This is a genomic window from Serratia sp. BNK-10, from assembly GCF_047456065.1.
GTDB classification, from domain to species: Bacteria; Pseudomonadota; Gammaproteobacteria; order Enterobacterales; family Enterobacteriaceae; genus Serratia; species Serratia ureilytica.
In genome coordinates this window covers 243,041-263,216 of the sequence record NZ_CP179894.1, presented here as the reverse complement: position 1 = coordinate 263,216, position 20,176 = coordinate 243,041, and the positions used below count along the sequence as shown (strand labels likewise).

The window sequence follows — 20,176 nt, the reverse complement described above, 5'->3', positions numbered from 1 at the left end:
TCTGAATGCATGCCGAGGCGGTGCGCCGTGCGGCATCAGGAAGTAAAGACGGCCTTTAACTGCGCGGTCAGGTTCTCAGCGGAGAAATAGGCTTCGATTTTTTGCTCGTTGTCATCCTTTTCCGCCGCGCTCAAGCTGCGTAGCGAAAACGTTTGAAGATCCAATACCTGGATACCCTTTTCCTGAAAGAAATCCCACTGCGTGGTGCCCGGATTCAAGAACACCGTTTTTTTCAGCCCCAGCAGGGAAATGGTGTTGCCCATCGCCTGCTGGCGATGGTGATTGAACACCGCGATATCCACTTTCTCCAGCAGCGCCAGGTAGTGCTGGAAAGGCATAAAGTCGGTCAAGGGGACAAACTTCTCGCCAAAGCGCCGCGTGCCTTCGGCCACCACTTCTGCCGCATAGCGTTTATTGCCGTAGGAGAGCGGCACGACCAGTTCGATATTCTCGTTTTTGTAGGTTTCCAAAACGTCGAACGCGGCAAAATGATTATTGGTCGGATCGGCGGAATTACCCAGCAAAATGGTGGTTTTATCGTCCGCGTCCGCCGCACGTTCGCCGATGACGTTTTTCTTGTATACGTTACTGGTATACAGCAGGCACTCATGCCACCGGCCGGCGCAGCCGTACCACTTTTTAGCCAGCTCGTAATCGCCCTTGATGTAAGTGACAAAGTTGCCCATACGCTTGATGGCCGGGCGGCGGAGCAGCTCCGTCAGGCGCCATTTGAAGTTGCGCTTGCCGATTTGGTATTGGTAGAGATCGCCGCCCCACATGAACCAATAGCATTTCTTTAATACCCAGGGGGTCAACAGCAGCAGCAGCGCCATCTTGATGCCGTGGAAGCTGTGCAGAATCACCCGGTCGTGGCGTTGAATGGCCTTCATCAACTTCAGGGTCGGCTTGACGTTGCCGAACAGATCTGCCCCGAGATAATGAACGTTATCCGCCTGCGGCAAAGCGAAACGCGCCTTATCGCCGTAAACCCAAAAGGTGTGCTCATCGGGATCGAATTTCTCATTCACAAATTCAATGAATGAAGGGATGAATTTATCCAGAGGACAAATATGTACAGTGCTCATATCCGCTCTATATGCAGGTTCGTCCAGCGCCCCGCCGCGCGCCGGATGTTCGGAGCACGACGGGCCGGGCCGGGGTTATTTTTCCGCGATCAGCTGCGACAGATACTGGCCATACAGCGTTTTGCCGAGCAGCTTGGCTTCGGCGGCCAGCTGCTCGCGCGTCAACCAGCCTTTTCGGTAGGCGATCTCTTCCAGACAAGCGACCTTGAAGCCCTGACGCTTCTCAATGGTATGTATAAACTGAGAGGCTTCGATCAGACTGTCGTGCGTGCCGGTATCCAGCCAGGCGAAACCGCGCCCCAGCAGCTCGACGTTCAGCGTGCCGCGCTCCAGATACATCTGGTTGAGAGTGGTGATTTCCAGCTCGCCGCGCGCCGACGGCTTCACCTGCTTGGCCATCTCGACCACGTGATGGTCATAGAAATAAAGCCCGGTGACCGCCCAGTTGGATTTCGGCACGGCCGGTTTTTCTTCCAGCGACAACGCGCGGAAGTTATCGTCGAACTCCACCACGCCGAAACGTTCAGGATCCATCACCTGATAGCCGAAGACGGTCGCCCCTTCGCTGCGCTTCACCACCGACTCCAGCTTGTTGCCGAAGCCCTGGCCGAAGTGAATGTTGTCGCCGAGCACCAGCGCGCAGCTGTCGCCGCCGATGAACGCTTCGCCAATGAGGAAGGCCTGCGCCAGGCCGTCCGGGCTCGGCTGGATTTCATAACTCAGATTGATGCCGAAACGGCTGCCGTCGCCCAGCAAGCGCTTGAAGGAGGGCATATCTTCCGGGGTGGAGATGATCAGGATATCCCGGATCCCCGCCAGCATCAGCACGGAGATCGGATAATAGACCATCGGCTTATCGTAAATCGGCAACAGCTGCTTGGAAACGCCGCGCGTGATGGGGTAGAGACGCGTGCCGGAACCGCCCGCTAAAACAATGCCTTTCATACTTCTTCCTTAAAAATCGATTAACGGGTCAAACCCAGACGCTCGCCGGCATAGGAGCCGTCTTTCACCCGGCGCCACCAGGTCTCATTCGCCAGATACCATTCCACGGTTTTGCGAATGCCGCTTTCAAAGGTCTCCTGCGGCTTCCACCCCAACTCCGCATCGATTTTGGCGGCGTCGATCGCATAGCGCATATCGTGCCCAGGGCGGTCGGTGACAAAGGTGATGAGATCCGCATAATGCGCGATGTCGCCCGGTTTGTTCGGCACCAGCTCATCCAACAGCGCGCAAATGGTTTGCACCACTTCGATATTTTTGCGCTCGTTATGGCCGCCGATGTTATAGGTTTCGCCCACCGCGCCTTCAGTGACCACCTTATACAGCGCCCGCGCGTGGTCCTCGACGTACAGCCAGTCGCGCACCTGGGCGCCGTTGCCGTATACCGGCAGCGGCTTGCCTTCCAACGCGTTCAGGATCGTCAACGGGATCAGCTTTTCCGGGAAATGGTAAGGACCGTAGTTGTTCGAACAGTTGGTGACGACGGTCGGTAAACCGTAGGTGCGCAACCAGGCGCGCACCAGGTGATCGCTGGCGGCTTTGGAGGCGGAATACGGGCTGCTTGGCGCATACGGCGTGGTTTCGGTAAACAGATCGTCGGTGCCGTGCAGATCGCCATACACCTCGTCGGTGGAGATGTGATGGAAGCGGAACGCCTGCTTGCGCTCGGCGTCCAGGGCGTGCCAATACTGGCGAGCAGCCTCCAGTAAGGTGTAGGTGCCGACGATGTTGGTTTCGATAAAGGCGGCCGGGCCGTCAATAGAACGATCGACGTGGCTTTCGGCGGCCAGGTGCATCACCGCATCGGGTTGGAAGGCGGCGAACACGCGATCCAACGCCTGACGGTCGCAGATATCGACCTGCTCGAAGGTGTAACGATCGCTATCGGCGATCGGCGCCAGGGATTCGAGGTTGCCGGCATAGGTCAGGCTATCCAGCACCAAAATGTGATCAGCGGTATCATTGATAATATGGCGGGCAACGGCCGAGCCAATAAACCCGGCGCCGCCGGTAACGATAATTTTCATAGAATCCTCTAAAATACGCCGTGGTCATTTCATCGCCACATTGTTTTACATGCGCATAAAACGGCTAAAGGCCTTGTCGTGGGTAAACACCCTGCCGACCATCGAATCACAGCATTCCCCCAATCCCGCCGCGAGCAAGCCCCTAAAACCAACAGAGCTGCATCGCAGCTCTGTTGGTTTTAGGTCGGCACGCAACCGTCGTGTTCGGGTATCGCCGCCGGAAACGCCGGACGGCTACGCTACCGCCCTTGGCTCACAGACGCCAATCTCTGGTGGTCGCTCGGGTATTGCCGCCGGACGGCGACACGCTCAGGCCGTTCATCCGCAGGGCCGCAAGGTTTGCCACTGAAACCGTTCACCGACGCAACGCAGGAAGCCATGCCGTCGCAGAAGACAGCGTGATGCTTTCAATCGCTAAAAGCGGGTGGGAACGGCCAAACTTTCGGGGGATAACATAACGTATAGCGGCCCGAAAGAGCAGCCTTGGGGCGCTCTTTCAGATTATTACTCAGGGTGGTAAGGGGAGCGACTGACGCGCCGTCGCGAAAAGTCATGGCTATGGGGTGACGGCGCTGCGCCGGGTGATAACGGCTTGTACGGCCAACCTACGCCTTCACAAACCACATGGACGCATTGCCGAGTTCAACTTCGCTCGTACGGCCCCGCCGCCACCGACTCGCGCTCGATCAGGCTGGCCGGGAAGCTGGGGCGCTTGCTCAGCTCGCCGCCGTCCAGCATCGACAACAGGCGGTTGATAGTCTCCTGGATCATCTCGGTGACCGGCATCTTCATGCTCGACAGCGACGGCACGGTATAGGGCGCCAGCGGGATGTCGTCGAAGCCGATGACCGATACCGCCTCCGGCACCGCCACGCCGCGCTCCGCCAGCCGCTTCATCGCGCCGATGGCCATTTCGTCGTTGCCGGCGACGATGGCGCTGAACGGCTGCCCGCCGGCCAGCAGCGCATCGACCGCCGCCACGCCGCTTTGCGCGTTCCATTTTCCTTCGACGATCAACGCCTCGTTAACCGCAATGCCCTGCTGCGCCAGCGCGGATTTGTAGCCGGAAAGCCGCTCCAGCCCGGTGGGGGAATCGAGCGAACCGGTGATAAAGGCGATGTCGCGATGGCCGCGCGCGATCAGGTGCGCCACCGCCGCCGCGCCGGCGGCGTGCTGATCGCTGAAGATGCAGTAGCTGTCGTTCAGCCGCAGCCGCCGGTTGATCACCAGAATCGGCTGGCGGTGTTGGGAGACGATCTCGTCCATTTCCGCGATCGACAGAAAACGCGGATAGATGATCACCCCGTCGCAGCGCAGATCCAGCAAAAACTGAATGGCGGCCCGCTCCTCTTCGGCGGTGTGCTTGCCGTCCGCCAGGATCAGTTGACGGCCGTTCGCCTCCATGATGCGCGCCGACTGCGCCATCAGTTCGCTGAAATAGTTGCCGCTGTAGAGGGTGTTGGTGACCACCAGGCCGAGGGTTTGGGTGGTGTTGGTCGCCAGGCTGCGCGCCAGCAGGTTGGGCCGATAGCCGGTTTCCGCGATGGCTTTATCCACCAATGCGCGTTTCTCCTCGCTGACATAGCCGCTGCCGGACAAAACGCGCGACACCGTCGCCTTTGAAACGCCGGCCTTTTTCGCCACCTCGAGTATCGTTGCCATCTGTGCGCCGCCAAAATCCATGGGTTCAGCGCAGTCTACCCAAGACGCCCGGCGTTTGGAACGCTTTCGCGCCCCTGCGCGTCGGTGCGCACTTATCTCTGACGATCCAGATCACGAAAACGAAACGCCAAAAATCATAGTTCTTGCCAACTACAAAACACCAATACATGATTTTGTGAAACCGGTTTCTTATGGGCGTTTCATACGGATGGAACGACGGATCGCCCAGGCAGTAAATATTCGCCTTTGGGCTATCCGAATTGCTATCTGAGAGACGACACGCCATGCCGAAGAACTACGCAGAGATCTCGCACGCCATCGTGGCCGCCCTGGGCGGCACGGGCAATATCGAGGCCGTGACCCACTGCATGACCCGCCTGAGATTCGTGGTGAAAGACAAAGCGCGGATCGACACGCCGGCGCTGAAGGCCATCGACGGCGTGCTGGGCGTGGTGCACAGCGGCGAGCAGTGCCAGGTGATCATCGGCAACGAGGTGGCCAAGGCCTATCAGGCGGTGCTGGCGCTCGGCATGCCGGGCGCGGCGGCCCCCGCTGCCCCGGAGAAACGCAAGCTCACCCTGAAGGGCATCGGCGCCGGCATTCTCGACGCGCTGGTGGGCACCATGTCGCCCCTGATCCCCGCCATCATCGGCGGCTCGATGGTGAAGCTGCTGGCGATGATCCTGGATATGGCCGGGGTATTCGAGAAAGGCTCCTCGACCCTCGTCATCCTCAACGTGATCGGCGACGGCGCGTTCTTCTTCCTGCCGGTGATGGTCGCCGCCTCGGCGGCGCTGAAGTTCAAGACCAACATGTCGCTGGCGATCGCCATTGCCGGGGTGCTGGTGCATCCCAACTTTATCGATCTGATGGCCAAGGCGGCGCAGGGCCAGGCGGTGGAATTCGCCTTCATCCCGGTGACGGCGGTGAAATACACCTACACGGTGATCCCGGCGCTGGTGATGACCTGGATCCTGTCGCACATCGAACGCGGGGTGGATCGCATCACCCCGGCGGTGACCAAGAACTTCCTCAAGCCGATGCTGATCGTGCTGATCGCCGCGCCGATCGCCATTCTGCTTATCGGCCCGCTCGGCATCTGGATCGGCAGCGGCATTTCGGCGCTGGTCTACACCGTGCACGGCTACCTGGGCTGGCTTTCCGTGGCCATCATGGGAGCGATTTGGCCGCTGCTGGTGATCACCGGCATGCATCGGGTGTTCACCCCGACCATCATCCAGACCATCGCCGAGACCGGCAAAGAGGGCATGGTGATGCCTTCGGAGATCGGCGCCAACCTGTCGCTGGGCGGCGCTTCGCTGGCGGTGGCGCTGAAAACCAAGAACCGCGAGCTGCGCCAGACCGCGCTGGCCGCCGCCGCCTCCGCCATCGTGGCAGGGATTTCCGAACCGGCGCTGTACGGCGTGGCGGTGCGCCTAAAACGGCCGCTGATCGCCAGCCTGATCAGCGGCTTCGTCTGCGGCGCGGTCGCCGGCATCGGCGGGTTGGCTAGCCATTCGATGGCCTCGCCCGGGCTGTTCACCAGCGTGCAGTTCTTCGATCCGGCCAACCCGATGAGCATCGTGTGGGTGGTAGCGGTGATGGCGCTCTCGGTGGTGCTGTCGTTCGCGCTCACGCTAATACTGGGCTTCGAGGATCTGCCGGAAAACGCCGCCGCGCCCGGCCAAACCGCACCGGCGGCGAACGCCGCCAGCGCAACGCATTGAGACACCAGAGGATTGCATGTCTGACTCAACATTCCCTAAAGGATTTTTATGGGGCGGCGCTTTGGCCGCCAACCAGGCGGAAGGCGGCTATCGCGAGGGCGGCAAAGGGCTGACCACCGTCGATATGATCCCGCACGGCGCCAACCGCATGGCGGTCAAACTCGGGCTGGAGAAGCGCTTTAGCCTGCGCGACGACGAGTTTTACCCCAGCCACAACGCCATCGATTTCTACCACCGCTACCGTGACGACATCGCGCTGATGGCGGAGATGGGCTTTACCGTGTTCCGCACCTCCATCGCCTGGAGCCGGATTTACCCCAACGGCGACGAGCTGACGCCCAACGCCGAAGGCATCGCCTTCTACCGCAGCCTGTTCGAAGAGTGCCGCCAATACGGCATCGAGCCGCTGGTGACCCTGTGCCATTTCGACGTGCCGATGCACCTGGTGACCGAATACGGCTCCTGGCGCAGCCGCAGGATGGTGGAGTTCTTCACCCGCTACGCCCGCACCTGCTTCGAAGCCTTCGACGGGCTGGTGAAATACTGGCTGACTTTCAACGAGATCAACATCCTGCTGCACAGCCCGTTCTCCGGCGCGGGGCTGGTGTTTGAAGCGGACGAAAACCCTGAACAGGTGAAATACCAGGCCGCGCACCACGAACTGGTGGCCAGCGCGCTGGCGACGCGCATCGCCCATGAAGTGAACCCCGCCAACCAGGTGGGCTGCATGCTGGCCGGCGGCAACTTCTACCCGTGGTCCAGCAAGCCGGAAGACGTGTGGGCCGCGCTGGAGAAAGACCGCGAGAACCTGTTCTTTATCGACGTGCAGGCGCGCGGCGCTTACCCCTCCTACGCCGCCCGCGTCTTCCGCGAGAAAGGCGTGAGCATCGCCATGGCGCCGGAAGACGCCGACATCCTGAAGCACACCGTCGACTTCGTCTCCTTCAGCTACTACGCCTCGCGCTGCGCCTCCGCCGACATGAACGACAACAACAGCAGCGCCGCCAACGTGGTGAAATCGCTGGCGAACCCGCACCTGCCGCGCAGCGACTGGGGCTGGGGCATCGATCCGCTGGGGCTGCGCATCACCATGAACATGATGTACGATCGCTACCAAAAACCGCTGTTCCTGGTGGAAAACGGCCTGGGCGCGCACGACGAGTTCAATGCAGCAGGCGAGATTGAGGACGACTACCGCATCAGCTACCTGCGCGAACACATCCGCGCCATGGCCGACGCCATCGCCGACGGCGTGCCGGTGCTGGGTTACACCACCTGGGGCTGCATCGACCTGGTGGCCGCCTCGACCGGCGAAATGAGCAAGCGCTACGGCTTTGTCTACGTCGACCGCGACGACCAGGGCAACGGCACCCTCGCCCGCACCCGCAAGAAATCGTTCTGGTGGTATAAGAAAGTGATCGCCAGCAATGGGGGGGATTTGGGGTAGGTTTGGGCGGTGGGGTTGGGGGGCTTAAATTCGTTTAAGCTGCCCCAGCTTTTGCTCTGCTTTTCGTTGCAACATGGCAAAGAACGCTACCGCGGTAGTACCCCAGCTCTCCGGCATAAATTCATCTGAAAAATGCTCCGCCATGCCTTCGTTTATACGCCCTGCATAAGTAGCCTGAAACTCTTTAGTTTCCTCGAGGATATCGCGGATGACTTGAGTGCCGTTTTGCTCCAGGAAGCCATCAATCACACCCTCGGCCGTTTCGGCATCAGTAAACAGATCATAATCCTGACCGAAGTAAATACTGAATAAGCTACTGAGCTCGCTAAAGTGATTGCGAATCATGATGGTGCTCAAAGCGCTTTCACCGCAGCGCTTCTGGCCTGTTGCAGGAATGCGGGAACGGTGGTTCCCCATAGCTCCGGGCTGAAGGTAAAGCCGAAACGTTGGCTGAATAATGACTCCACATTATCCTGCGCCAATAACGCATCTATCTCCTCGATCAACGCCTCGCGCTGCTGATGAGTCGCCAGACGAATGTACTCTGCGATCAGCGCAGTAATATCGCCCTCTGCATTTATCAGGTCATAATCTTGGCCAAAATAAACGACGATCAGATTATCAAGTTCGCTGGTTTTCATCGGCTTATCTCGCAGGGAAAGCGCTAAGGATAAAGTAAGGTTTCCCATTATAGCGGGTAAACTCAATCACAACGCCAACCCGGTGACATTGATAGACGTCAGTACTGCCGCGTAATACCCCATAACCCACTGATTCTGTGAAATTGTGATACACACTCAAACGGCTGCCGGGAGACGCGTACTTTACCCAATTCATAATATCTGCGCGGTTCGCCTTTACCGTAACAGAAACATACTTTTCGGCCTCTTTTACCGATCTGAAGGTACTTGCCGCGATCAGTTTCGGGCGCCTGGCTAGCCTGGCAATAAGCGCTTCCGGAGCTATATTTATATGCCGAGCCAATGTGTGCCCGCCCGGATATTTACCGCTTACGGACTCATGCTCAACCAGCTTAACCCGCCCCATACGCACGGATGCGACTCTGGCAGCGCCAACCGCTCCAGCAAAGACAAAAGGCACGGCAATATCGACCGTTAAACCAACGTTATAGGCCGTTTCCCGATCGGCACCCAGTGTTTGCGCCAATAAAACGGCAGACTGATAAGTGTCAGTCGTCGTTGGCTGCCCGGTAATCATCTGATTGGAAGCGGCCTTGATGCTGTCCAGGCTATGCGTTCCCACCACCGGCAAGCCCCAAACCGCCAAGCAGGCGGTTACTGAGCGTTTCACCTTTAGTGACGCTTTCATCAGACAGCACCGCCGCAAGCTGCACCGGCGACAGGGCAATGCGCAACTCATCTTCATTCGCCATGTTCGTTCATCCGTGAATTAGCAAAGCCGTATGATTAACATAAGCTCTAGAAAGGATAAATACTGGAACGGTTTACGCTTCGCAGCGTGAATAGAGGATTACTGTGCATAACATTCATTTAGGGAATGGAATGACATGAATTATATTCGCTACATTAGGCAACATTACAAATAAAAAAGGCCACCATAAATAACTGCGAGCTGCATTCCAATCCTAAAAGCAAATAAACTGTAATTCTATACAGGTTATTTTTTCCTTTTACTGATAACGTTATAGTTTTTCCGCTGCGGCAAAATCCGCAGCCGGAGTTAGCGTTCCGAATCTGACATACTACCGCTGTATTATGTAATAATGCAGCAGCTTTAGTTCACTCCAAATAATGGTGGCTCAGGCGGGGGCTTCGCAAGAAGCGCCGGTTCGTATGTCCCGGTGACGCTAACCCCGTCTGGGCTACCACCCGAGTTTAGCGTCTCTGGTGATAGTCATTAACTAATGACATACGGAGATGCACCTATGACAAAGGTTCCCACTACAGAATCCGTTGCAAGCACCCTTACCCTTTACCGTCAACTGTTTAACCACCTCGATCTCAGCGCTTTCAATCCCTCAGAACTCTTAGACCTGGCCGCCCTCTCTGCCGAACAGGCGGAAGGTCTGTGCCACGGGCTGATGCTGTTCGGCCATTTACTGCAAAAGCACCCACAGCTGGACACTGAAGGCTGGGAACAGCTGAATCACTATCTCAACGCTACAGCGCATCTGGTTCCTGCGCTGTGTAACCTTTATGGGCGGGCGTTGCGGGAGATGGAAGCCTGCGGCTAACGTAAATGACAATCAGGGCGATGCTCATCGCCCTTCCCACCCACGATTTCCAATAGATCTGACTGACATATCACAACAAAAGCATTCATCAAGGTAGGCATTTCCTCCCCTACCTGGCATAGTTAACGCATTCGGTAAATCGATGAGTTAACTGCTGGGTATTGATGCATGCTGCTCACGTCAGCAAGCGCATTGCTCAGAGTCTGCTCGGTAATGTGAGGACGTGGTTTTGGCAACTGCAATAGAGGCGTTATCTTCAAAAGAATCCGTTTTAAAAGCCATCGAAGAATATAAAAAAATTGGCCGAGATGAATTCTTAAAACAATATGAAATAAAACGATTTAAAAAATACACCCTTCTTTATAATGACGAGAAGTACGACATCCGAGGCATTGCCGCTAGAGCATACAGTGAGCAGAATGGTTATCCGTTTAAGGGAATCAACGCCGATAGCGGAACGGAAAAAGCCATCCAATTTCTCAAAGGTCTCGGTTTTGAGATCGTCGAAACACCGCATCCTTTTGAGATACTGGAAAAAGACGAAGTTTATAAACGTAAATACCTCCACGACCTCTATGGAGGGCAAGAACAGGGCGGAATATCGACACCTAAAGAATTCCCCGTGATCTTCATTTTCACCGGCGAGACTGGCGAAACTCATGGGTACAAAGATGGATGGTCTAACAACGACCACTTCTCCTACACGGGAGAAGGCCAGAAAGGTAACATGCAGTTTACCAAAGGCAATAAAGATATCCGCGACCATAAAGAGAATGGTAAGGATATACTTTTATTTGAATATAACAAAAAACGTACGGGCGTGAAATTTGCTGGGCTATTTGAGTGTGATTCATGGAACTACGCTGAATGTAAAGATACCCAAGAAAAAATGAGGCAAGGGATAATTTTCAATCTATTCCGTGTATCTTCTGCTCAAGATTCTGCTCATGAGATTATCTCATCTGAAGTAGGCCAGAAGGAGGAGAGTTTAGAACAGTTGCGCGCAAAGGCTATAAAGTCTTCAGAGATATCAGGCCAGCGCCAACAGAGCGACAGCAAAAAATCCTGGTTCAAACGCAGCGAAGACGTAAAAAAATACGTGCTCAAGCGCGCCAATGGCATCTGCGAAGCCTGCGATCAGCCGGCACCATTCAAGAAAAGGAACGGCGAGCCCTACCTCGAACCCCATCACACCAAACGCTTAGCCGACGAAGGCCCCGATCACCCGCAGTGGGTAGGCGCCATCTGCCCGACTTGCCATCGCCGGATTCATAGCGGGGTAGATGGGAAAGAGGTGAATAAACAGCTGATGGTGAAGTTGGAGTTGAAAGAGGCCACTAGCGGTTAAAAGTTGCCTGCAACAGCGTGCTACCTGTCAACTTCAAAACCGAGTTTGTGCAGTATCATAGGAATAATAAGGAAAAACAGGGAACCTCAGCATGTCAGTACCTACCTACGACCAATTCATCGAGCCAGTGCTTCGCTTTTTGGCAACCAAGCCCGAAGGCGCACTTGCTCGGGATGTGCAAGATGCAGCAGCAGACATACTCAACCTAAACGAAGAACAACGGGCAGAGACCATCGCCAGCGGCCAATTGGTTTACAAGAACCGTACCGGCTGGGCTCACGATCGTTTGAAACGTGCTGGGCTCTCACACAGCTTATCCAGAGGCAAATGGTGCTTAACCGCCAAAGGTATCGACTGGTTAAAGCAGCATCCAAACCCGCTTACTGCAGCAGAAGTCGAACACCTCGCTTTGGCTTATACCAACGTCAAACTTCAACAAAATAGTGATGCAGTGGATTTGGACCCGGTTACAGAACCCCTTCTCACCGAAGCGATGTTAACGAATAGCCCAGACGATCGCCTGGAACAATCAATCAAAGAGATCCGCGATGCGGTAGCAACAGAACTGCTGGAGAACCTTAGCCAAGTATCTCCAGGCCGCTTCGAGGTCATCGTACTGGATGTGCTGCACCGTTTAGGCTACGGCGGCCATCGCGATGATTTAAAGCGTGTCGGAGGCAGCGGTGATGCGGGGATTGATGGCGTAATTTCTTTAGACAAGCTCGGCTTAGAAAAAGTGTATGTGCAAGCCAAACGCTGGCAAAACACCGTAGGCCGTCCTGAGCTGCATGCCTTCTACGGTGCACTGGTGGGGCAAAAGGCCAAACGAGGGGTATTCATCACGACCTCTGGCTTTACTAAGCATGCCGTTGCCTATGCGCAATCGGTGGAAGGCATGGTACTTATCGACGGTAACCGATTGGTACATCTGATGATGGATAATGAGGTGGGTGTTAGTTCAACGTTGCTGAAGGTTCCTAAACTCGATAGCGACTACTTCGACCAGTGATCCCCCTTGCAAAATCGGTAATTTCTTAGAGGTCGAGCACATATCTCCTGGCCGATGTGTGGCCATGCCGTATTTTGTCCCTTTAGTTGGCTTATGTCGTTTAAGATTGCTCTGCTTGCGGGTATCATTTTGCGATACACATTCCAAATGACTAGTTCAGATTTAGCGTTTCTTGAGGATTTTCATGAATAACAACGAGCAGCTTTTCTTAAACGAGCTGGATAACAAATTTTGGAAGGCCGCCGATAAGCTGCGTGCCAATATGGATGCCGCCAACTACAAGCATGTAGTCCTGGGGCTGATCTTTCTAAAATATGTTTCCGATGCCTTCGAGGCTCGCCAGCAGGAGCTGATCACTTTGTTCCGCGATGTTGGCAACCCGGACAACATCTATGCCATGTCACGCGACGATTACGATTCTGATGAAGAGTACGCTCAAGCGATCCAGGAAGAACTAGAGGTCGAAGATTACTACTCCGAGAAAAACGTCTTCTGGGTACCCAAAGCCGCACGCTGGGAAACGCTGAAAAACAAAGCCATGCTGCCGACCGGGACGGTATTGTGGGTCGATAAGACCACAGGCCAAGAAATTAAACTGCGATCGGTCTCTTGGCTTATCGACAATGCGCTGGATGAAATTGAAAAAACCAACCCAAAACTGAAAGGTATTTTGAACCGCATCAGCCAATTCCAGCTGGGCAATGAGGTTTTGACTGGCCTCATCAACACCTTCTCCGACGCAAACTTCAGCAAACCAGAATATAACGGCGAGAAGCTAAGCTTAAAAAGCAAAGATATTCTTGGACACGTTTACGAATATTTCCTCGGCCAGTTTGCACTGGCGGAAGGCAAACAAGGCGGCCAGTACTACACACCAAAAAGTATCGTTACGCTGATTGTCGAAATGCTGCAGCCATATAACGGGCGCGTGTATGACCCGGCAATGGGTTCCGGTGGGTTCTTCGTCTCTAGCGATCGTTTTATTGAAGAACACGCGGGTGAGAAAAATTACAACGCTGCTGAACAGAAACGCAATATCTCCGTCTACGGCCAGGAGTCGAACCCGACTACCTGGAAACTGGCAGCGATGAACATGGCGATCCGAGGCATCGACTTTAACTTCGGCAGCAAAAACGCCGATACCCTTCTGGACGATCAGCACCCGGATCTGCGAGCCGACTTCGTGATGGCTAACCCGCCGTTCAACATGAAAGAGTGGTGGAACGCGAAGCTGGAAAATGACGTGCGCTGGAAATACGGCACACCACCGCAGGGTAACGCTAACTTTGCGTGGATGCAGCACATGATCCATCATCTGGCGCCAAAAGGCTCAATGGCGCTGCTGTTGGCCAACGGTTCGATGAGTTCCAACACCAATAACGAAGGCGAAATCCGTCGCAACCTGATCGAAGCGGATTTGGTGGAGTGCATGGTAGCACTGCCGGGGCAGCTGTTTACTAACACCCAAATCCCGGCTTGTATCTGGTTCCTGACCAAGGATAAATCCGGCGGCAACGGTAAAGCGCACCGTAAGGGCGAAGTGCTGTTTATCGACGCCCGACAAATTGGCTTTATGAAAGACCGCGTACTGCGTGATTTCACCCGCGAGGATATCGCCAAAATTGCCGACACCTTCCACGGCTGGCAGGAAGATAAAGATTACCAGGACGAAGCCGGATTCTGCTTCTCAGCCACGCTGGAGAATATTCAGAAAAACGACTTTGTGCTAACCCCAGGGCGTTATGTTGGCGCTGCTGAGCAGGCAGAAGATGATGAGCAATTTGCAGAGAAGATGGCGCGACTGACGGCGCAGCTTAAAACTCAGATGGAAGAGAGTGCTAAACTGGAAGCACAGATTAAGACGAACCTGTGGGGGCTGGGTTATGAGTTTTGAAGAACAGCGTCTCGAGGAGCTTTGCGAATTAGTTATTGATTGCCCCCACTCCACGCCAAAATGGACGGATGAGGGTTTTATTGTTCTTCGAAATCAAAATATTCGTAATGGTGTATTAGATCTCTCAACACCGAGTTTTACAGATGAAGATGGCTACAAGAACAGAATTAAGCGGGCAAAACCTAAGGCGAATGATATCGTTTTTACTCGCGAAGCCCCAATGGGCGAGGTTTGCTTAATTCCTGAAGGTATTGAGTGTTGCCTTGGCCAGCGCCAAGTATTATTAAGAGCTAATAGTAAAGTTGATCCTTACTATTTATTTTGGGCCTTACAATCTCCCTATGTGCAACATCAAATTTCTTGGAATGAAGGTACGGGAACAACAGTAAGCAATGTGCGAATTCCTGTACTCAAGGATTTGAAAATTCCTCGATTGGGAGTAGCTGAGTCTTGGATTGCAAAAACAATGACTTCTTTAGCATTGAAATCTCAGATAAATAAAAAAATCAACCAAACCCTCGAGCAAATGGCGCAAGCCCTGTTCAAAAGCTGGTTTGTCGATTTTGAACCTGTAAAAGCAAAAATCGCAGCGCTGGAAGCGGGTGGTTCTCAGGAAGACGCGACGCTGGCGGCCATGACGGCGATTTCCGGGAAAGATGCTGATGCGCTGGTGGTTTTTGAGCGTGAACATCCTGAGCAATATGCTGAGTTAAAAGCTACGGCAGATTTGTTTCCGTCTGCGATGCAGGATAGTGAGTTGGGGGAGATTCCGGAAGGGTGGAGCATCGGTAAACTCGGTGATATTATCGAATTCAATCCTAAACGTGTTCTGAAAAAAGGAAATGTTGCGTCATATCTTGATATGAAGAATGTGCCTATTACTGGGCATTCGGCTCAAGATATAATTGATAGAGAGTTTAGCAGCGGAAGCAAATTCAAAAATGGCGATACGCTACTCGCTCGCATTACTCCCTGTCTTGAAAATGGAAAAACTGCATACGTAGATTTCTTACCAACTGATGAAATCGTTGGGTGGGGATCTACAGAATTCATAGTCATGAGATCTAAGAAAATTCTGCCATTATCGATCAGCTATTTTTTTGCAAGATTAGATTCTTTCAGAACTATTGCAATACAAAGTATGCAAGGAACTAGTGGGAGACAACGTGCTGATGCATCGGTGCTTGAACAGCATGTTTGGATTGTTCCTCCCGATGAAGTACTCCAAAAATTCGGCACTTCTAGTGATTTGATCCTTAATGGTAATCGGGTTCGAAACACTGAGAATAAGTCGCTAGCTCAACTCCGCGACACCCTTCTCCCCAAACTCCTCTCAGGCGAAATTACCCTGCCGGACACTGAGCAAGGGGCAAGGGAGGCAGAAAATGTATAAAGTCGACAGAAACAACAAAAGCCTGGACTCCTTACAGGAAGTCTCATTTAGCAGTCTCGGTTTTACTGAGCGCGGTGATCTGCAGGAATGGCTGGCAAAAAACCCACAGGCGCTGACCCGTGATAATGACGACGAACTGCTGATTATCCAGAAAGAGTTCGCCGGGTTTGACGATACCAAAGAGCGCCTCGACCTGCTAGCAATTGATAAACAGCACAATCTAGTGATTATAGAAAACAAACTCGATGATTCCGGGCGTGATGTTGTCTGGCAGGCACTGAAGTACGCCGGTTACTGCGCCAATCTGCGTAAAGAGCAAATTCTCGATATCTTCCAGCGTTATCTCGACAAATACGAACAGGAAGAAACCCGTCCAGCGGCGGAAGTCATGGCAGAGTTTCTGGAATGCGAAAGCCTGGATGAAATACAAATCAATCAGAGCCGTACTCAGCGGGTGATGATGGTAGCCGCCAGCTTCCGTAAGGAAGTCACCAATACAGCACTATGGCTGATGCAATTTGGCCTGCGGGTTCAGTGTTTTAAGGTTAAACCCTATAAATTCAACGACGATATATTCGTTGATATTCGGCAGGTTATCCCTACGCCGGAAGCGGAATCCTTCATGATCGGCATGGCCCAGAAAGAAGCTGAAGAGCTGTCCACCAGTAGTGGTGTTAAAACAACTCTGATGACCCGTAAATCTTTTTGGACCAAGGCACTAGAGCGTCTAAAAACTAGCTCTTGCACGTTGTATAACAATATCAGCCCGTCCACTGACCACTGGCTTAGTGCAGGTTCTGGCATTAGCGCCGTGTCGTATAACCTGATTTTCAGTAAAAAAGAGATTCGGGTTGAGCTGTGGATTGCCAAAGCCTCCGCTGAAAGTAATACCTTTGCTTTTAACTGGCTGCATGAGCGCAAAGAGGCAATTGAAAACGCGTTTGGTCATGCGCTTAAGTGGGAGCCTCTGCCAGGTAAGAAATCCTGTCGAATTTCCTATGCCAGCCCGGCCATCAGCCTTGATGAAGCTAACTGGCCCGAGATGATCGATTGGCTGTTAGTAAACCTGACGGAGTTTGAAAAAGCGCTCGCTCCTTTTATTGCCCCACTGAATATGGCGCTCAAAGAGATTTCAAACGCGCCGGAAGAAATGGAAGAAACCGAGACAGAGGAAGCCTGATGCTGAGTGAAGACGATTTAGAACAGCAAAGCCTGCAGTGGTTTGCTGAACTGGGTTGGGAGGTGTTACATGGCCCGGATATCGCGCCCGACGGTGATAATCCGCTGCGTGCTTCGTTCCACGATGTGTTTTTGCGCCCGTTATTGCTGGAACAGCTGCAAAAAATTAATCCGCATCTCCCGGTTGCCATTCTGGATGAGGTGATATTGCGTATCGCCCATGCACAAAGCCCAGACCTAATCGTCAGTAACAAAGCCTTCCATCACCTGCTGCTCGACGGCGTGCCGGTACAGTACAAGCAGGACGATAACGTTATCCACGATAAAGCACTGTTGATGGATTTTTACCACCCGAACCATAACCGTTTTACGGTGGTAAATCAGGTAGCCATCCAGGGAACGAAGCAGGTGCGTCGTCCGGATGTCATCTGCTATATCAACGGGTTGCCGGTGGCAGTGATTGAACTGAAAAGCCCAATCGATGCCAATGCCGATATCTGGGCTGCATTTAATCAGCTACAGACCTATAAAAACGAACTCAGCGATTTGTTTATCTGCAACGAAGCACTGGTAGTCAGTGACGGCTATAACGCCCGCATTGGTTCCCTTACCGCGAACGAAGAGCGTTTTCTTCCGTGGAAAACGCTGTCTAACGAAGACGACAAGCCGCTGTTTGAGTGGCAACTTGAAACGGTAGTTAAAGGATTCTTTAACCGTGAATTGCTGCTCGACTATATTCGCTACTTCATCCTGTTTGAAAACGACGGCAAACGACTGATTAAAAAGATTGCCGCTTATCATCAATTCCATGCCGTGCGAGAAGCGGTGGCAGCGACAATTGTGGCCTCTACCGGTAAACACTTGCCGCTACGCAGCAACATCACGCCAGGCAGTAAAAAAGCGGGCGTAGTTTGGCATACTCAAGGTTCTGGGAAGAGTATTTCAATGTGCTGCTATGCCGGGAAGCTGCTGCAACAGGCAGAAATGAACAACCCGACCATCGTGGTAGTGACCGACCGTAACGATCTCGACGGACAACTTTATGCCACGTTCTGCCAGGCGCAAGATTTGCTTAAGCAGGAACCGTTGCAGGCGAACGACCGCGACCAGCTCCGCGAGATGCTCAATGCCCGTGAATCAGGCGGAATTATTTTTACCACCGTACAAAAATTTGCCCCGCTGGACGGCGAACAAACTCACCCTGCGCTCAATCTACGCAGCAATATCGTCGTCATTTCCGATGAGGCCCACCGCAGTCAATATGGCCTTAACGCCACGCTGGATCGCGAAACAGGCGCTTATAAGTATGGTTACGCCAAACATATGCGCGACGCGTTACCCAATGCATCGTTTATGGGCTTTACCGGAACACCTGTATCTTCCGAAGATAAAGATACTCGCGCGGTATTTGGTGATTACGTCTCAATCTACGATATTCAGGATGCCGTGGAAGATGGCGCAACCGTGCCTATCTACTATGAATCTCGTCTGGCAAAACTCGACCTTAACCACGAAGAGCTGGAAACGCTCTCTGAGCAAGTTGATGAACTGGTCGAAGACGAAGAGACCGATCAGAAAGAGAAAACTAAAGGCGACTGGAGCCGCCTGGAAAAACTTGTAGGTTCTGAACCGCGTATCAATCAGGTGGCTGCCGATCTGGTTCAGCATCTTGAGGCCCGTAATGCCACAATGAATGGCAAAGCGATGATTGTTGCCATGAGCCGTGAAATCTGCGTGAAACTGTATAATTCATTGGTCACCTTACGTCCGGAATGGCACAGCGATGATGTTGAGAAGGGTGAAATCAAAATCATCATGACCGGCTCAGCCTCCGATAATAAATTCCTGCAGCCGCACATCTACAATAAGCAGACCAAAAAACGCCTTGAAGCGCGCTTTAAAGATCTCAACGATCCGCTAAAACTGGTGATTGTGCGCGATATGTGGCTTACCGGGTTTGATGCCCCCTGCTGCCATACCATGTATATCGACAAGCCAATGCGCGGACATAACCTAATGCAGGCCATTGCACGCGTTAACCGAGTCTTTAAAGACAAACCTGGCGGGTTGGTGGTCGATTACATCGGGATTGCTAACGAGCTGAAGCAAGCTTTGAAAACCTATACCGATTCAAAAGGTAAGGGGCAGACCACTATCGATGCTCATGAAGCTTTCGCTATTCTGCTTGAAAAGCTGGATGTGATTCACGGCATGTTTGCCAAAACACCAACCGCTGCCGGGTTTGATTACACTGGTTTTGAAGAAGTACCCCAACGGTTTTTACTCAAAGCTGCAGATTACGTACTGGGCCTCGATGATGGTAAAAAACGCTTTTTTGATGTCGTACTGGCAATGAACAAAGCCTGGTCACTGTGCAGTACGCTGGATGAAGCCAAACCATTGCAAAAAGAGATAGCGTTTCTGTCAGCGGTGAAAGTGGCGATTATCAAGCTGACGACAACCGACAAGAAATTCAGCCAGTCAGAGAAAAACACGCTGCTCGGTAAAATCCTTGATAACGCTATTATTGCGACCGGGGTGGATGATGTGTTTGCACTGGCGGGGTTGGGAAAACCCAATATCGGCTTACTTTCAGAAGAGTTTTTAGAAGAAGTGCGTGAAATGCCTCAGCGTAATCTGGCCGTTGAATTGCTAGAGAAGTTGTTGAACGACGGCATTCATGCTCGTACAAAAAATAACGTAGTACAGGAGAAAAAGTATTCAGATCGCCTTAGGGCCGTATTGCTTAAGTACAATAACCGCGCAATAGAAACTGCACAGGTAATTGAAGAGCTTATACAGATGGCTAAAGAGTTCCAAGAAGCCATGGCACGCGACGATGCTCTAGGTCTCAATCCGGATGAGATCGCGTTCTACGATGCATTAGCAGAAAACGAAAGTGCTGTGCGTGAACTAGGTGACGAAACGCTCAAAAAACTGGCAATTGAAGTTACCTTGAAACTGCGGCAGTCCACTACGGTAGACTGGCAAGTACGAGAAAGTGTGCGTGCCAGACTGCGTATTTTGGTAAGACAAACACTGCGTAAATATAAATATCCTCCGGATAAAACCGCAGGCGCCGTTGAGCTTATTTTGAAACAAGCCGAGGTTGTTTCGAATAGTTGGACGATTTAAATTTCACTCATAAAGGGAAGATGAAACTTCCCTTTATGAAATTCATAAATAA

17 protein-coding genes are annotated in these 20,176 nt (G+C 53.0%); 9 read left to right on the top strand and 8 right to left on the bottom strand.

From position 1 onward, the window contains the following. Positions 1-35: 35 nt before the first annotated feature. From ACMGG9_RS01235 to ACMGG9_RS01220, 4 genes are all read right to left on the bottom strand, one after another. Positions 36-1,085, bottom strand: a complete 1,050-nt coding sequence (locus tag ACMGG9_RS01235) for a TDP-N-acetylfucosamine:lipid II N-acetylfucosaminyltransferase (protein ID WP_414161858.1) — start codon at positions 1,083-1,085, stop codon at positions 36-38. A 75-nt stretch (positions 1,086-1,160) separates the two neighbouring features. Next, on the bottom strand, positions 1,161-2,030 hold the full coding sequence (rfbA, locus tag ACMGG9_RS01230) for a glucose-1-phosphate thymidylyltransferase RfbA (RefSeq protein ID WP_033651411.1): 870 nt from the start codon (positions 2,028-2,030) through the stop codon (positions 1,161-1,163). 20 nt (positions 2,031-2,050) lie between these two features. Continuing rightward, entirely contained in the window at positions 2,051-3,115 is a 1,065-nt protein-coding gene (rffG, locus tag ACMGG9_RS01225) for a dTDP-glucose 4,6-dehydratase (RefSeq protein WP_042783600.1), read from the bottom strand. A gap of 642 nt (positions 3,116-3,757) precedes the next feature. Continuing rightward, positions 3,758-4,777: a LacI family DNA-binding transcriptional regulator gene (locus ACMGG9_RS01220; RefSeq protein WP_139276893.1), complete on the bottom strand. Its 1,020-nt coding sequence runs from the start codon at positions 4,775-4,777 to the stop codon at positions 3,758-3,760. 284 nt (positions 4,778-5,061) lie between these two features. Between ACMGG9_RS01220 and ascF the strand changes: the two genes are divergently transcribed. Both ascF and ACMGG9_RS01210 read left to right on the top strand, forming a co-directional pair. Further along, positions 5,062-6,504, top strand: coding sequence for a PTS cellobiose/arbutin/salicin transporter subunit IIBC (ascF, locus tag ACMGG9_RS01215; protein WP_414161857.1), 1,443 nt, complete (start codon positions 5,062-5,064; stop codon positions 6,502-6,504). A gap of 16 nt (positions 6,505-6,520) precedes the next feature. Further along, entirely contained in the window at positions 6,521-7,951 is a 1,431-nt protein-coding gene (locus ACMGG9_RS01210; RefSeq protein ID WP_414161856.1) for a 6-phospho-beta-glucosidase, read from the top strand. Positions 7,952-7,975: 24 nt separating this feature from the next. Here the strand turns inward: ACMGG9_RS01210 and ACMGG9_RS01205 are convergent, their stop codons facing one another. Genes ACMGG9_RS01205 through ACMGG9_RS01190 form a run of 4 tightly spaced genes read right to left on the bottom strand, consistent with a single transcriptional unit; the run spans position 7,976 to position 9,344 of the window. After that, a complete protein-coding gene (locus ACMGG9_RS01205; protein ID WP_060434059.1) occupies positions 7,976-8,308 on the bottom strand; it encodes a contact-dependent growth inhibition system immunity protein in 333 nt (110 codons plus the stop codon). Then, positions 8,305-8,592: a contact-dependent growth inhibition system immunity protein gene (locus tag ACMGG9_RS01200; protein WP_197787438.1), complete on the bottom strand. Its 288-nt coding sequence runs from the start codon at positions 8,590-8,592 to the stop codon at positions 8,305-8,307. The genes ACMGG9_RS01205 and ACMGG9_RS01200 overlap by 4 nt, the downstream gene beginning before the upstream one ends. Positions 8,593-8,596: 4 nt before the next feature. Then, on the bottom strand, positions 8,597-9,217 hold the full coding sequence (locus ACMGG9_RS01195; protein ID WP_414161855.1) for an RNase A-like domain-containing protein: 621 nt from the start codon (positions 9,215-9,217) through the stop codon (positions 8,597-8,599). After that, positions 9,201-9,344, bottom strand: a complete 144-nt coding sequence (locus ACMGG9_RS01190; RefSeq protein WP_414161854.1) for a hypothetical protein — start codon at positions 9,342-9,344, stop codon at positions 9,201-9,203. The genes ACMGG9_RS01195 and ACMGG9_RS01190 overlap by 17 nt, the downstream gene beginning before the upstream one ends. Before the next feature lie 513 nt (positions 9,345-9,857). Between ACMGG9_RS01190 and ACMGG9_RS01185 the strand changes: the two genes are divergently transcribed. From ACMGG9_RS01185 to ACMGG9_RS01155, 7 genes are all read left to right on the top strand, one after another. Beyond that, positions 9,858-10,166, top strand: a complete 309-nt coding sequence (locus ACMGG9_RS01185) for a hypothetical protein (RefSeq protein WP_414161853.1) — start codon at positions 9,858-9,860, stop codon at positions 10,164-10,166. Positions 10,167-10,395: 229 nt separating this feature from the next. Then, positions 10,396-11,514 carry an HNH endonuclease gene (locus ACMGG9_RS01180; protein WP_414161852.1) on the top strand — a complete coding sequence of 373 codons (1,119 nt, stop codon included), beginning with the start codon at positions 10,396-10,398 and terminating at the stop codon, positions 11,512-11,514. 91 nt (positions 11,515-11,605) lie between these two features. Next, positions 11,606-12,523 (top strand): restriction endonuclease, encoded by a 918-nt coding sequence (locus tag ACMGG9_RS01175; RefSeq protein WP_049294769.1) that lies wholly within the window; start codon positions 11,606-11,608, stop codon positions 12,521-12,523. Between the two features lie 184 nt (positions 12,524-12,707). Beyond that, positions 12,708-14,417: a type I restriction-modification system subunit M gene (locus tag ACMGG9_RS01170; RefSeq protein ID WP_414161851.1), complete on the top strand. Its 1,710-nt coding sequence runs from the start codon at positions 12,708-12,710 to the stop codon at positions 14,415-14,417. Further along, the gene (locus ACMGG9_RS01165; protein WP_414161850.1) at positions 14,407-15,810 is read left to right on the top strand and encodes a restriction endonuclease subunit S; all 1,404 of its coding nucleotides are present in this window, start codon (positions 14,407-14,409) and stop codon (positions 15,808-15,810) included. The genes ACMGG9_RS01170 and ACMGG9_RS01165 overlap by 11 nt, the downstream gene beginning before the upstream one ends. Further along, positions 15,803-16,990, top strand: a complete 1,188-nt coding sequence (locus ACMGG9_RS01160) for a DUF4268 domain-containing protein (protein WP_414161849.1) — start codon at positions 15,803-15,805, stop codon at positions 16,988-16,990. Before ACMGG9_RS01165 ends, ACMGG9_RS01160 begins: the two co-directional genes overlap by 8 nt. Further along, a complete protein-coding gene (locus tag ACMGG9_RS01155; RefSeq protein WP_414161848.1) occupies positions 16,990-20,124 on the top strand; it encodes a type I restriction endonuclease subunit R in 3,135 nt (1,044 codons plus the stop codon). Before ACMGG9_RS01160 ends, ACMGG9_RS01155 begins: the two co-directional genes overlap by 1 nt. Positions 20,125-20,176 lie beyond the last annotated feature (52 nt).